The 13,602-nt window shown below is 72.0% G+C and carries 10 protein-coding genes; 7 read left to right on the forward strand and 3 right to left on the reverse strand.

Annotated features, from left to right (window positions below; genetic code table 11):
- Positions 1-80 precede the first annotated feature (80 nt).
- Together ACIQMX_RS17255 and ACIQMX_RS17260 are read left to right on the forward strand one after the other, a co-directional pair.
- On the forward strand, positions 81-989 hold the full coding sequence (locus ACIQMX_RS17255; RefSeq protein WP_363073355.1) for a LysR family transcriptional regulator: 909 nt from the start codon (positions 81-83) through the stop codon (positions 987-989).
- A gap of 113 nt (positions 990-1,102) precedes the next feature.
- Positions 1,103-2,113 (forward strand): cytochrome P450, encoded by a 1,011-nt coding sequence (locus ACIQMX_RS17260; protein WP_402478811.1) that lies wholly within the window; start codon positions 1,103-1,105, stop codon positions 2,111-2,113.
- Here ACIQMX_RS17260 and treY read toward each other — a convergent pair.
- Positions 2,058-4,466, reverse strand: a complete 2,409-nt coding sequence (treY, locus tag ACIQMX_RS17265; RefSeq protein WP_402478815.1) for a malto-oligosyltrehalose synthase — start codon at positions 4,464-4,466, stop codon at positions 2,058-2,060. The two genes, ACIQMX_RS17260 and treY, sit on opposite strands and share 56 nt — an antisense overlap.
- 66 nt (positions 4,467-4,532) lie before the next feature.
- Positions 4,533-6,707 carry a glycogen debranching protein GlgX gene (gene glgX, locus ACIQMX_RS17270; RefSeq protein ID WP_402478817.1) on the reverse strand — a complete coding sequence of 725 codons (2,175 nt, stop codon included), beginning with the start codon at positions 6,705-6,707 and terminating at the stop codon, positions 4,533-4,535.
- Positions 6,708-7,093: 386 nt separating this feature from the next.
- Between glgX and ACIQMX_RS17275 the strand changes: the two genes are divergently transcribed.
- Together ACIQMX_RS17275 and ACIQMX_RS17280 are read left to right on the forward strand one after the other, a co-directional pair.
- Positions 7,094-8,326: an SAV2148 family HEPN domain-containing protein gene (locus ACIQMX_RS17275; RefSeq protein ID WP_402478820.1), complete on the forward strand. Its 1,233-nt coding sequence runs from the start codon at positions 7,094-7,096 to the stop codon at positions 8,324-8,326.
- Between the two features lie 78 nt (positions 8,327-8,404).
- Positions 8,405-9,151 carry a 3'-5' exonuclease gene (locus ACIQMX_RS17280; protein ID WP_402478823.1) on the forward strand — a complete coding sequence of 249 codons (747 nt, stop codon included), beginning with the start codon at positions 8,405-8,407 and terminating at the stop codon, positions 9,149-9,151.
- A 63-nt stretch (positions 9,152-9,214) separates the two neighbouring features.
- On the opposite strand, the gene ACIQMX_RS17285 is transcribed toward ACIQMX_RS17280, so the two are convergent.
- Complete coding sequence (locus ACIQMX_RS17285; RefSeq protein ID WP_363073343.1) at positions 9,215-10,081, reverse strand: aminoglycoside phosphotransferase family protein; 867 nt, start codon at positions 10,079-10,081, stop codon at positions 9,215-9,217.
- Positions 10,082-10,206: 125 nt separating this feature from the next.
- Here ACIQMX_RS17285 and ACIQMX_RS17290 point away from each other — a divergent pair, with 125 nt between their 5' ends.
- From ACIQMX_RS17290 to ACIQMX_RS17300, 3 genes are read left to right on the forward strand one after another with little or no spacing between them, the layout of a single operon-like run.
- Positions 10,207-11,157: a carbohydrate ABC transporter permease gene (locus ACIQMX_RS17290; protein ID WP_402478826.1), complete on the forward strand. Its 951-nt coding sequence runs from the start codon at positions 10,207-10,209 to the stop codon at positions 11,155-11,157.
- Positions 11,154-11,993 (forward strand): carbohydrate ABC transporter permease, encoded by an 840-nt coding sequence (locus tag ACIQMX_RS17295; RefSeq protein ID WP_363073339.1) that lies wholly within the window; start codon positions 11,154-11,156, stop codon positions 11,991-11,993. Before ACIQMX_RS17290 ends, ACIQMX_RS17295 begins: the two co-directional genes overlap by 4 nt.
- Positions 11,993-13,285, forward strand: coding sequence for an ABC transporter substrate-binding protein (locus ACIQMX_RS17300; protein ID WP_402478829.1), 1,293 nt, complete (start codon positions 11,993-11,995; stop codon positions 13,283-13,285). The genes ACIQMX_RS17295 and ACIQMX_RS17300 overlap by 1 nt, the downstream gene beginning before the upstream one ends.
- Positions 13,286-13,602 lie beyond the last annotated feature (317 nt).

Genomic DNA, 13,602 nt, shown 5'->3' on the forward strand with positions numbered 1-13,602 from the left:
GGTGCTTGCCATGAGTCCAAGGCAATGTTTGTGTGGGATCGATGCACGGTGTTCATGGCTGAGACCAGGAGGCGGGCGCGATGAGCCTGCGGCAGATGGAGTACTTCGTCGCGGTCGTCCAGGAGGCGTCCTTCACCCGGGCCGCGGAACTGCTCCACGTCACCCAGCCCGCGCTGTCCCACCAGATCAAGGCCCTGGAGCGGGAGACCGGCGGCGCGCTGCTCGAGCGGCTGCCGCGCGGTGTCCGGCTCACGCAGATGGGCCGCGCCTTCCTGCCGCACGCCGAGCGGTCCGTGCGCAGCGCCGCCCAGGCCCGGCGCGCGGCCCGCGCCGCGGCGGGCGTGGAGGGCGGCGAACTGCACATCGCCACCGTGCACGCGATCGCCGTCGGGATCCTCCCCGACGTCTTCGCCCGCTGGCGCGCCGCACACCCCGGAGTCGGACTCGTGCTGCACGAGTCCGCCACCACCGACGCCCTGGAGGACCGGATCGAGCGCGGCACCGCCGACCTCGCCGTCGGCCCGCCGCCCCCGCACTGGTCCGGGCCGGTCGTCCCGATCGGGGCGGAGGACATCGTGCTGGTCGTCCCCTTCGACGACCCCCTGGCCGGACGGGCCTCGGTCCGGCTCGGTGAACTCGCCGGCCGGCCGTGGGTGCGATGCGCGATGGAGCCCGTGGTGGAGGGCCGTCCGTTCCTCGACCGGGCCTGTGCCCGCGCGGGATTCGAACCCCGTACGGCCGTGCACACCGAGCACACGTCGACGGCGGTACGGATGGCGGCGGCCGGCGTCGGCGTTGCGACGGCCCCCGCACACGTCGTCCGGGGCGCGGTCGGCGAGGACTGTGCGGTGCTCGCCGTGGACCCGCCCTGGAGACGGGAGCTCGCGGTCTTCTCCCGCGTCGGGCTGACCGGCGCGGCCGCCGCGTTCACCGAGCTGCTGACTGTCTGCCGGCCGCCCGGAATTCCGGCGGCCCGGCCCGGACGGTGACCACCTTCCTTCACCCGGACGGCCGCACCACGGCTGCGGCGGGACCGTTCAGGTGATCCCCTGACAGGGAGCGCGCCGCGCACCGGCGCACCGGACACCCCGGGGGGTACGCCATGCAGGCAGACACGCCCGGAGACATACCGGCCCCGACACCCTCGCCCGAACGACGCGGCACCCGGAACCCTTCCGCACGGCTCCGCCGTGCCGCCCGGGCCGGCGGCGGCCCCAGTCTCCTCGCGCCCGGCGCGGCCCACGACCCGTACCGCCTCTACCGGGTGCTCCGCGAGGAGTACCCGCTCTGCTACGACGCACCGCTCGGCGCCTGGCTGGTCAGCCGGTACGACGACGTGGCCACCGCCCTCACCGACCCCCGGTTCGCGGGCTTCCCGCACGACGGAGCGCCCCGGGGCGGCCCCGCGCCGCTCGGTCTCTGCCACGGATACTTCCGCTGCCTGCCCAGCGACCCCTACGCGGTCGTGCCCGCCTCCGTACCCGGGCATCTGGCCGAGCGCGTCGAACGTACGGCCTACGTGCTGGCCCGGCGCATCGCCACCCGCCCGCAGGCCGATCTCGTCGAGGAGTTCTGCCGCTGGCTGCCCACCGGCGCGCCCGCCGACGCGCCCTGCACCCGCCGCACCGCCCTGCGCGAGACGGCACTCGCCTCCTTCCTCGCCAATCTGCTGGACGACCCGGACCTGATGGCCGTCATGCGGATCGAACCCGCGCTCGCCGGGCGGGCCTGGACCGAGTCGCTCCGCCGCGACCCACCCGTCCAGATCGTGCTGCGCCGTACCGTCGCCGAGGTCACCCTCAGCGGCGGCACCCTGCCCGCACGGGCCCCCGTCGCCTGTCTGATCGGCTCGGCGGGCCGGGACCCGGAACGGTTCGCCGCACCGGACGTCTTCGACCCGTTCCGCCGCGACCAGGACCGCTCCACACCCGGGCCCGCGGGCTGCCCCGCCGTCATGCTCGGCCGGCTGGAGGCCGAACAGGGCCTGCGCGCCCTGCTCGACGCGATGCCGGACCTGCGCTGGGCGGAGGGCTTCCGCCCAGCGGCCACCGGCCTGCTCACACGCGGCCCGCGCTCCCTGCTGGTCCGGCCCCGGAACCTCCGGACCGGCTGAGCAGCGCCACCGGCCGCTCCGCGAACAGCTCCGCCGCCCGCACCGCCCCGCCGGTGAACTTCCGGCCCGGCGTCAGCAGGTCGTGCCACACCCCTTCGTCCGGCAGCGTCAGCTCCGTCCCGCGCCAGCCGCCCGACTCCGCCAGCCGCAGCGACAGCCGGGTCACCGCGGTGACCACCTCGCCGGAGCGGCAGAAGGCGAGCAGGTGCGCCGCCGCGGGACCGGACGAGGCCAGCGGGGTGTACGTGCCCGACTCGCCGAACACCTCGGGCCGCTCCCGCCGCAGCCGCAGCGTCGTCCCGGTGAGGCCGGCCTTCTCGTCGTCGGGCGCCCCGTCGGGCGGCTGCCGGAACGGCGTCCGGTTGTCCGGGTCGACCAGCGCCAGATACTCCCGCTCCGTTCCCTGGTAGAGATCCGGCACCCCCGGCATCGTCAGATGCACCAGCGCGGCGCCCAGCGTGTTGGCCCGCACGTGCGGGGCCAGCGTCGCGGCGAACCGTTCCAGGAGTGTCCGGACCGGGCCCGCGCCGGCGGCCGGACCGGCGGCGACGAAGTCCGTCGCCGCCCGCTCGTACACCGGATCGGGCTCGGTCCAGCTCGTGAACAGGCCCGACTCGCGCACCGCCTTCAGCAGCGCGGGCTCCAGCCGCCGGGCCTGCTCGTCCGGCGGGAACCCCACACAGCCGACCGCCGTCTGCCACGCCTGCCAGGCGAGCTGCGGATCGGGGGCCGCGGGGGCCGTCCGCGTCAGCTCGGCGACCAGATCCGTCCAGGGACCGGGGCACTGCGACAGCACCGCGATACCCGCCCGGACGTCGGCGCTGCGCTTGGTGTCATGCGTCGTCAGCGCCGTGCCGGTGGCGGGCCAGTCGCGGGCGAGTCGCCCGCAGAAGGCATGGAACGCCTCCGGTGCCACCGCCGGCTGCCCGGGATCGCCGCCCACCTCGTTGGCCGAGATCAGCGGCACGTACCGGTAGTACGCCGTGTCCTCGACCGCCTTGGCGTGCAGCGCGGACGCGGTCTGGGCGAACCGGGCGCAGAACGCCGCCCGGTCCCCGCCCCCGCCGAGCCGGCCCAGAGCCAGCTCCCGCACCACGTCGACGGCCGAGGCCTCCTCCCGTACCGCGAACGCGGCCTTGGCGTCGCTCACCGCGACCGGGGCGAGCGCCGCCTCGGCCGTCTCGGTGCAGGGTCCGCCCGCCGTCACGTACGGGCGGTAGACCGGGACCCGGACCAGCAGTTCGCGCACGGCGGTGTGCAGGGCCCAGGGGGCGTGGTCGCGCAGCGCGGGATCCTCGGCGCAGATGCGCGAGGCCAGCCGGGTCAGCAGCTCCGTCTCCGCGGCCAGCTCATGGGTGACCACCCGGTACGCCGCCCGGCGCACCGTCGCCGCCCAGTAGCCGCCGCGGTCGCCGGCCGGGGCGGCGGACTCGCGGTAGCCGCCGAGCAGCTCGGTGGCGCCCACCGGGTCGACGAAGAGACCGTCGATCCGGTGCAGCGCGTCGTACCCGGTCGTCCCGGCGACGGCCCAGCCCGCGGGCAGCGGCTCCGGGCCGGTGAGGATCTTCTCCACCACCGTCCACACACCGCCGCTGGCCACGGAGAGCCGCTCCAGGTAGCCGTCCGGATCGGCCAGCCCGTCCGGGTGGTCGATCCGCAGGCCGTCCACGACCCCGTCCCGGACCAGTTCCAGGATCTTCGCGTGGGAGGCGGCGAAGACCTCGGGGTCCTCGACCCGCACCCCGATCAGCTCCGAGATGGTGAAGAAGCGCCGGTAGTTCAGCTCGGTGCGGGCCAGCCGCCACCAGCCGAGCCGGTAGTGCTGGGCACCCAGCAGTTCCGGCAGATCGAGATGGGCGGTGCCCTCCCGCAGCGGGAACTCCTGCTCGCCGTAGCGCAGCACGTCCCCGTCGACCCGCAGCCGGTCCATCTCGTCGCCGACGCGTCCGGCGAGGACGGGCAGCAGGATCCGGCCGTTGCCCGCAGCCCAGTCGACGTCGAACCAGCGGGCGTACGGGGAGGCGGGCCCTTCGCGCAGGACCTCGCGCAGCGCGTGGTTGTGGCGGGGGTCGGCGGCCATGTGGTTCGGCACGATGTCCAGGACGAGGCCGAGCCCGTGCTCGCGCGCGGTGCGGGCCAGCCGGCGCAGTCCCTCCTCGCCGCCCAGCTCGGCGCGTACCCGGCCGTGGTCGACGACGTCGTAGCCGTGCAGCGAGCCGGGCACGGCTTCGAGGACGGGGGACAGGTGCAGATGGGAGACGCCGAGCGAGGCGAGGTACGGCACGGCGTCCTCGGCGGCCGAGAACGGGAACTCCGGCTGGAGCTGGAGCCGGTACGTGGCGGAAGGCGTCATGGGAACGTTCGTACCCAGATCCGGGCCGCCTCTGTCACCCGGACACGCACGAGTGCACGGCCGGTCTCATGCCGGCCGTTGCAGCACCACCATGCTCCGCCCCACCAGCGTCACCCGATCGCCCGCCGCCACCTTCGGACCCGCCCCGGTCAGCACCCCGTCCGGGCGGGCCGTGTCGACCACCGCCAGCCACTGCCTGCCGTGATTGACCGGAACGGCGAATTCCAGGGTCTCGGCGCTCGCGTTGAACATCAGCAGGAACGAGTCGTCGGAGATCCGCTCGCCGCGCGGCCCGGGCTCCGAGATGGCGTGCCCGTTCAGGAAGACCGTCAGCGCCTTGGCGTGCGCCGCCTGCCAGTCCCGCTGGGTCATCTCCTGGCCCTCGGGCGTGAACCAGGCGATGTCCGAGAGCTCGTCGTGCGTACCCTCCACGGGACGTCCGTGGAAGAAGCGCCGGCGACGGAAGACGGGATGGTCGCGGCGCAGCCACACCATCGCCCGGGTGAACTCCAGCAGACTGCTGCCGAGGCCGCCGTCGTCCTGCCCGGCTTCCTCGCCGTCACCGTCGTCCTCGTCGCCCGCCGCACCGGCCGGGGCGGGCCAGTGCACCCACGACAATTCGCTGTCCTGGCAGTAGCCGTTGTTGTTGCCGCGCTGCGTCCGGCCGAACTCGTCGCCGTGGCTCAGCATCGGCACGCCCTGCGACAGCATCAGCGTGGCGATGAAGTTGCGCATCTGACGCTCGCGCAGCTCCAGTACCTCGGGCCGGTCCGTCTCGCCCTCCACCCCGCAGTTCCAGGACCGGTTGTGGCTCTCGCCGTCCCGGTTGCCCTCGCCGTTGGCCTCGTTGTGCTTGTCGTTGTACGAGACGAGGTCGTGCAGGGTGAATCCGTCGTGGCAGGTGGCGAAGTTGATCGAGGCCAGCGGTCTGCGTCCGTCGTCCTGGTACAGGTCGGAGGAGCCCGTCAGCCGCCCGGCGAACTCGGCCAGCGTCCGCGGCTCGCCGCGCCACAGGTCCCGGACCGTGTCCCGGTACTTCCCGTTCCACTCGGTCCACAGCGGCGGGAAGTTCCCCACCTGGTAGCCGCCCTCGCCCACGTCCCACGGCTCGGCGATCAGCTTCACCTGGCTGACCACCGGGTCCTGCTGCACCAGGTCGAAGAACGACGACAGCCGGTCCACCTCGTGGAACTGACGGGCCAGTGTGGCCGCCAGATCGAAGCGGAATCCGTCCACGTGCATCTCGGTCACCCAGTAGCGCAGCGAGTCCATGATCAGCTGGAGCACGTGCGGGGAGCGCATCAGCAGGGAGTTCCCGGTCCCCGTGGTGTCCATGTAGTAGCGCTGGTCGTCGGCGAGCCGGTAGTACGAGGCGTTGTCCAGCCCCCGGAAGGACAGCGTCGGCCCCAGATGGTTGCCCTCCGCCGTGTGGTTGTAGACCACGTCGAGGATCACCTCGATGCCGGCCTGGTGCAGCGCGCGGACGGCCTGCTTGAACTCCAGGACCTGCTCGCCCCGGTCGCCCCAGGAGGCGTAGGCGTTGTGCGGGGCGAAGAAGCCGATGGTGTTGTAGCCCCAGTAGTTGGCGAGCCCCGCGTCCGCCAGCCGGTGGTCCTGGACGAACTGGTGCACCGGCATCAACTCGATGGCCGTGACGCCGAGCTCCGTCAGATGCGCGATGACCTCCGGATGGGCGAGCCCGGCGTACGTACCGCGCAGCTCCTTCGGCAGCCCCGGGTGGAGCATCGTCAGGCCCTTCACATGGGCCTCGTAGATCACCGTGCGGTGGTAGTCCGTACGGGGCCTGCGGTCGTCGCCCCAGTCGAAGTACGGGTTGACCACCACCGAGGACATCGTGTGGGGCGCCGAGTCGAGGTCGTTGCGCGCGTCGGGCCGGCCGAACGGATAGCCGTAGACCGCCTCGCCCCACTGGATCTGCCCGGCGACCGCCCGCGCGTACGGATCCAGGAGCAGCTTGGCCGAGTTGCAGCGGGCTCCGCGCTGGGGTTCGTACGGGCCGTGGACCCTGAACCCGTACCGCTGACCGGGCATCACCCCGGGCAGATACGCATGGCGGACGAAGGCGTCGGTCTCCCTCAGCTCCACCGCCGTCTCGGAGCCGTCGTCGTGCAGCAGGCACAACTCGATTCGGTGGGCGGCCTCCGAGAAGACCGCGAAGTTCGTCCCGGCGCCGTCGTACGTGGCACCGAGGGGGTACGCCTGTCCCGGCCAGACCTGCATAGGTTCGACTCTTCCCCTTCTGATGCGGTTGCCTGGGGATTGCGGGCTCCCTGGGGCAGATCTTCCCCGAAAGAGCGGCCCTTACCTAGGACCGGCCGGTTAACGGGGGCGGCGTCGCGGACACCGCCCGGGCCGGTCAACTTCGGGCCCCCTCGCGTCGCCCGGAACCGGAATCCGGCACCTCGCTCGGCCGCCTGTCCGGAATGCGGCTTCGGCTGGGGTGTTTAATCACTATGAATCCGCTCACTCCGGCAGATCTCGTCACGCGGAACATACGTGTGCCGTAGGGGAGTTGGGAAAGGAGCCTGCGCATCCGGCTGCACCGGCTCCCGCTCCCGGAGTACCCTTCCTTGATCGTTGGTGGGGGAGTGGAAGGCGGTGCGCGGGTGAGCTCGGGAGGGTTCGAGCTGCCCCCAGGTGACACGGGTCACGAGGGGGATCCGGCCGATGTCCCACCCGGGGCGGTCTCGCTGGCGCAGCCCCTGGAGATCGGTGCGGAACTGGAGTGGGGCGCGGAAGCCTGGAGCGAGGTGCGCACCCGCGCCCAGCGGGCCGGGCGCGCCTACATCTGGCTGAATCTCGTCGAGCAGCGGCTGCGCGCCGTGGTCGCCGCGGTGCTCCGGCCGATCTACGAACCGGTCCACGGCGAGGACTGGGTGGTGGCCGCGGCGGGACCCGCCGGGCAGGAGTGGGTGCAGCGCGCCGTCGCCGTACGCGAGGTGTCCCGGCGCAAGGGCTATCTGCTCGATCCGGCCGACGACAACGTCCTGAGCTTCCTCACGCTGCCGCAGCTGCGTGAGCTGATGGTCCAGCACTGGCCCTGCTTCGAGCCCTACTTCGACGACCGCCGCGACGTCGAGCTGGCGCTCGACGAGCTGGAGGTCGCGCGCAATGTGGTCTCCCGCAACCGCGCCCTCAACGAGGCGGTGCTGGCGCAGGCCGAGCGGGCGTCCGCCCGGCTGCTGGAGATCCTCGGCAGCGGCGCCGGCGTCCCGTCCGCCGACCGGCTTCCGGTGGACGCCGTGGAGGAGCTCGTCGGCGACCGGTACGCGGACGTGGTCTCCGTCCACCCCGACCGGGTGCGGCTCCAGCGCCAGCTGCCCGCCGAGGACCTCTTCGGCGGGGCGCGCCGGCTGGACGCCATCGGGATAGGGCTCAACCTGCTGGTGCAGAACTTCTCCGGGCGCCGGCTGATCCGGCTCGCCGAGTCGGGCTGCCGGGTCCGGCTGCTCTTCATCAACCCGGCCAGCAGCGCGGTCAAGCGCCGGGAGCGGGAGCTCGGCCTCAAGAAGGGCGAGCTGAGCCGGTCGGTGGAGATGAACATCCTGCACATGCGCCGGGTCCGCTCCAAGCTGCGCGACCCCGGGGCCTTCGAGATCCACGTCTTCGACGAGACCCCACGCTTCACCGCCTACCTGGTGGACGGCGACGGCTCCGACGCCGTGGGGGTCGTCCAGACGTATCTGCGCCGGGCACGCGGCATGGAGGCACCGGTGCTGGTGCTGCGGGGCGGCGGACGATCGGTCGTCCGGGCGGGCCAGGACAGCGAGCACGGGCTGTTCGAGACGTACCGCGAGGAGTTCGAGTCCGTGTGGACGGACTCCCGGCCGGTCTCCTGAGGGACCGTCCCTCCTCGTTGTCAGTGCCCCGTGCGAGGGTGGTCGTCATCTGGGGGAGCACCACGAAGGAGGTACGGGATGAGCTGGCACCGGCATGCGCTGGTCGGCTTCGACCTGGAGACGACGGGTACGGAACCGCTGGAGGCCCGGATCGTGACGGCCGCGGTCATCCGCGTCGACGGCCGGGACGGTGAGCCGGTGAGCCGGCACACCTGGCTGGCCGACCCGGGGATCAGGATCCCCGCACAGGCCTCGGCGATCCACGGCATCAGCAGCGAGCGGGCGGCGGCGGAGGGCCGGCCGGTGCGCGAGGTGGCCGACGAGATCGCCGACACGCTGACCGGGTACTGGCGGCGCGGCGTTCCGGTCGTCGCGTACAACGCGGCCTTCGACCTGACGCTGCTGACGGCCGAACTGCACCGCCACGGGCTGCCCTCGCTCAGCGACCGGCTCGACGGCGCGGGGATCGGACCGGTCATCGACCCGTACACGATCGACCGGTCCGTCGACCGCTATCGCAAGGGCAAGCGCAACCTCGAAGCGGTCTGCGTCGAATACGGCGTGGTCCACCAGGGAGCGCACGACGCGGCGGCGGACGCGCTGGCAGCGGTGCGCGTGGCGTACGCGATAGCCGCACGGCACGGCTCGGTGGCCGCCCTGACGGCGCAGGAGCTGCACGAGCGCCAGATCGTCTGGTACGAGGAGTGGGCCGCCGACTTCCAGCAGTTCCTGCGCCGCAAGGGGACGGCGGACGCGGTCATCGACGGCCGCTGGCCGGTGCGGGAGCCGGCACTCGAAACGCGGCCGGGCCCGTCCGGCGACTGAGAGGGACCGGCCGGCAGGGGCGGCGTCACGCCCCGGTGTCCGGCCCCTCCGAGGACGGAGCGCTCAGAACGGGTACCACCGCACCGCCGTGTCCCCGTCCCGCAGGGACGCCACCCGGCGGCGGAACTCGGCGAGTGCCTTCGGGTTGGCCGGGGCATGCTGCGCCACCCATGCGCAGCTGGCCGTCTCCCGCGCTCCGCGCAGCACCGCGCAGCCGTCCCACTCCCGCACGTCCCACCCGTACGCCGAGGTGAACGCGTCGTACGCCTCGGCCGCCAGACCGTACCGGTCGCGGGACAGGGCCAGCACCACGAGGTCGTGCTCGCGCAGATCCGCGGAGAAGGTCTCCAGGTCCACCAGGACCGGCCCGTCCGGACCGACGTGGACATTGCGCGCGAGCGCGTCGCCATGGACGGGGCCCGGGGGCAGGTGGGGGACCAGGCCGGCGGCCGCCGCCGCGAAGCCGTCGCGGCGCTCGCGCAGATATGCGGCGTCGGCCGGATCGATCGCCTCGCCCGCCAGGCTCAGCCACCGCTCGACACCGCCCAGCAGTTCCCGGCGGGGCAGGGCGAGGTCCACAGGCTCCGGCAGGGCGTGCACCGCGCGCAGCAACGGCGCCAGATCCCGCGGCTCGGCGGGCCGCACCGCGTCCGGCAGCCGGTGCCACAACGTCACCGGGTGACCCTCGACCAGCCGTGCCTCCGGCTCGGCCGCCCGCACGGCGGGAACGCCGGCCGCGGCGAGCCACCGCGCCACGGCCACCTCGCGCTCCGCCCGGTCCCGCAGTTCCGGGCTCCGCACGGCGTCCCGGCCGATCTTGACGACCAGGTCGCCCACGGCGAACACCGCGTTCTCGCCCAGCGCGATCAGCTCCGCGTCACCGGGCAGTCCGGCGGCGGTCAGCACCTCGCGCGCTCGCATCTCGTTCATGGATCCGATTTTCGCACCCGTGCAGGTTGTCTTGACGAACCGACGGCCCGTCAGCACGATGACGGAGGCCACCTGAGCGGCCAGAACGGTATAAAGCCGATCGAATGACGCAAGGGGGCTCATCTATGACATTAGCGAATGCAACCGTGCAGTCCGGGCGGCACGGTCCACCGGGCAGTCCGGTCGGCCGACGACCCGGGCCGGTCGACCGGAACGCCGGAACCTGGTTCCTGGTGCTGCCCGCCCTGATCCCCATCCTGATCCTCAGCGTCGGGCCACTGCTCTACGGCATCGCGCTGGCCTTCACGGACGCCCAGTCGGGCCGCACCCGGTCCACCCAGTGGGTCGGAGCACTGAACTTCCAGGACCTGCTCCACGACGGGCTGTTCTGGGAGTCGTTCCGGATCGGGCTGGTCTGGGCGGTCGGTGTCACCGTCCCGCAGTTCGTCCTGGCCCTGGGCCTGGCGCTGCTGCTCAACGAGAGACTGCGGATGCGCTGGCTGGCCCGCGCCCTGGCCATCATCCCGTGGGCGATGCCCGAGGTCGTCGTCGGCATCATGTGGCGCCTCGTCTACAACCCGGACGCCGGAATCCTCAACGAGACCATCCGGGACCTCGGGCTCGGTGACGGCCGGGACTGGCTGACCGGTCTCGCCACCGCGCTGCCCGCGGTGATCCTCGTCGGCGTCTGGGCCGGCATGCCGCAGACCACGGTCGCCCTGCTGGCCGGACTGCAGAACACCCCGCACGAACTCCACGAGGCCGCCGCCCTGGACGGCGCGGGCGCCTGGCGCCGGTTCCGTACCGTCACCTGGCCCGCGCTCAGGCCCGTCGCGCTGTCCATTACCGCGCTCAACTTCATCTGGAACTTCAACGCCTTCGCCCTGGTCTACGTGCTGACCAACGGCGGCCCCGGCGGCCGTACCCGGCTGCCGATGCTGTTCGCGTACGAAGAGGCCTTCCGGTACGGACAGTTCGGTTACGCCGCCGCGATGGGCTGTGTGATGGTCGCGGTGATCTCCGTGCTCCTCGCCGTGTACCTCGCCGGACGGCTCAGGGGAGGCGAGGACCGATGAGTTTGCGTACCAGCCGGCCCGTGCGCGCCGGACAGTACCTCGCACTGTTCTGCTACCTGGTCTTCCTTGCCGTCCCGTTCCTGTGGCTGATCTCCACCGCCTTCAAACCCGCACCCGAACTCGGCTCCCTGCATCCCACCTGGATCCCCGAGAACCCGACGCTGGACAACTTCCGGCAGGCCTTCGACGAGCAGCCGCTGCTGCGGGCCGCCGCGAACTCGCTGATCGCCGCGCTCTCGGCCGGTGTCATCGCCGTCGTCATCGCGACCCCGATGGCCTATGTGATGGCCCGCCACCGCTCACGGCTCTCCACGGCCGCCACCGGCTGGGTCGTGGTCAGCCAGGCGTTCCCCTTCGTCCTCCTGATCATTCCGCTCTTCCTGGTCCTCAAGAACCTGCATCTGATCAACACCCTGTGGGGGCTGATCATGGTCTACGTCGTCTGGGCGCTGCCCTTCGCGCTGTGGATGCTGGCCGGCTACGTACGGGCCGTTCCGCCCGAACTGGAGGAGGCGGCGGCGGTCGACGGGGCCGGCCGGCTGCGGACCCTGGTCTCGGTCACCGCACCGCTGCTGGCCCCCGGGATCGTCGCCACCGCGCTCTTCGCCTTCATCACCGCATGGAACGAGTTCTTCTTCGCGCTCGTCCTGCTCAAGACACCGGAGAAGCAGACCTTGCCGGTCGTACTGACCCACTTCCTCGGCGCGGAGGGCGCCAGCGACCTCGGACCGCTGGCCGCCGCCGCGTTCCTCGCCACCCTTCCCTCACTCGTCCTGTTCGCCGTCATCCAGCGGCGGATCACGGGCGGCATGCTCGCAGGGGCGGTGAAGAGCTGATGCGCGCACTGGCACGCACGGCAGCGGCGGCTGCCACCGCGCTCACCCTGCTGCTCACCGGATGCGCCGGGGACGGCGACGACGGCGCGGACGGGAGGATCCGGATCCGCTTCCAGTCGCTCGCCTGGCAGCAGGAGTCCGTCGACATCAACAAGCAACTGGTGAAGGAGTGGAACGCGAGCCATCCCGGCGTCGAGGTCCAGTACGTCCAGGGAAGCTGGGACAGCGTCCACGACCAGCTCCTCACCTCCTTCGAAGGGGGCGAAGCCCCCGACGTCATCCATGACGCGTCCGACGACCTCGCGGACTTCGCGTACGGCGGCTACCTCGCCGATCTCCGTACGCTCCTCCCCGACCGGCTCACCGACGACATCCCCGCGCAGAGCTGGCGGACCACCACCTTCGACGACGGCGTCTACGGGGTGCCGTTCCTCCAGGAACCGCGGGTCCTGATCGCCAACACCACCCTCCTGAAGGACTCGGGAGTCCGCATTCCGACCCCCGAGAAGCCCTGGAGCTGGCCGGAGTTCCGCCAGGTCACCAAGGAGCTGACGGGCAAGGGCCGTTACGGGATCGCCTGGCCGCTCAAGGAGCCGGTCTCCGTCACCCTGAACCTGGGTCTGTCGGCGGGCGGCCGGCTGTTCCACCGCGGCGCCGACGGAAAGGTGACGGTCGAATCGGGCGAGGGCGACCAAGTGGTCCCGGGCACCATCCACGACCAGGTCAACACCGACCACAGCGCCGCCCGCACCGCACTCGGCATGGGCGGCGGGGACACGCTGCCAGGCCTCTTCGGCGGGAAGTACGCGATGGTCCCGCTCGGGTTCTCCTACCGCCAGCAAGTGGTCGAACAGGCCCCGAAGGGCTTCGAGTGGACGGTACTGCCCGCTCCGGCCGGCAGTGAGGGCCTGGCCCAGGGAGTCAGCCCGCAGACCCTGTCCGTCGCCGAGGACAGCCCGCACAAGAAGGAGGCCGTGGAGTTCATCGACTTCCTGCTGCGGCCGGCGAACATGGTGCGCCTGGCCAAGGGGGACTGGATGCTGCCGACCGGCACGGCCGCACTGGCCGACCCCTCGCTGCACACCGCCGACCTGGGCTGGGCGACCGGCGCCGCGCTCGCCTCCGCGCTGCGCCCGGCGCCGGCGCAGTCCGTGCGCGGCTATCCCGAATGGAAGGACAAGGTCGCCACGCCCGCGCTTCAGGAGTACTACAGCGGTGCCATCGGCGAGGACGAGCTGAGGAAGCGTCTGGTGGAGGACGGGAACCGGGTCCTGGCCCGCTATCAGCGATGAATTCGGCCGAAGCGGCAGGGCATTACCGACCGGTCCGTCTCCTTCTCGCACCGAGGCGCGGCCGGTTCGGGCCCGGAAGGTGCCCCGGAACCCCGGCAGACATTCCTGAACAGCGTAAATTCAGACAGTCACCGGCCTGAATTCGCCTCTTCACTCGCTTGTCAGGACGTGGGCGTTCGAGTATGCCGGGGGAAACGTTCCGTTTCTTTTCGGCGCATCAGGTTTCGACGGTGCCGGGATGGATTTCGATCGGAACGGAACGCGCGGGCGCTTTTGGCGGAAGGATGATCATTGACAACCTCAATTGCTCTGAGCTG

Source organism: Streptomyces sp. NPDC091416 (assembly GCF_044756845.1).
Lineage (GTDB): Bacteria > Actinomycetota > Actinomycetes > Streptomycetales > Streptomycetaceae > Streptomyces.

Excerpts from the sequence above, each read along its gene's own strand:
- ACIQMX_RS17285 (WP_363073343.1), bottom strand. The coding sequence starts at position 10,081 with ATGAACGAGATGCGAGCGCGCGAGGTGCTGACCGCCGCCGGACTGCCC.
- ACIQMX_RS17300 (WP_402478829.1), top strand. The coding sequence starts at position 11,993 with ATGCGCGCACTGGCACGCACGGCAGCGGCGGCTGCCACCGCGCTCACC.
- ACIQMX_RS17255 (WP_363073355.1), top strand. The coding sequence starts at position 81 with ATGAGCCTGCGGCAGATGGAGTACTTCGTCGCGGTCGTCCAGGAGGCG.
- ACIQMX_RS17280 (WP_402478823.1), top strand. The coding sequence starts at position 8,405 with ATGAGCTGGCACCGGCATGCGCTGGTCGGCTTCGACCTGGAGACGACG.
- ACIQMX_RS17295 (WP_363073339.1), top strand. The coding sequence starts at position 11,154 with ATGAGTTTGCGTACCAGCCGGCCCGTGCGCGCCGGACAGTACCTCGCA.
- glgX (WP_402478817.1), bottom strand. The coding sequence starts at position 6,707 with ATGCAGGTCTGGCCGGGACAGGCGTACCCCCTCGGTGCCACGTACGAC.
- ACIQMX_RS17260 (WP_402478811.1), top strand. The coding sequence starts at position 1,103 with ATGCAGGCAGACACGCCCGGAGACATACCGGCCCCGACACCCTCGCCC.
- treY (WP_402478815.1), bottom strand. The coding sequence starts at position 4,466 with ATGACGCCTTCCGCCACGTACCGGCTCCAGCTCCAGCCGGAGTTCCCG.
- ACIQMX_RS17290 (WP_402478826.1), top strand. The coding sequence starts at position 10,207 with ATGACATTAGCGAATGCAACCGTGCAGTCCGGGCGGCACGGTCCACCG.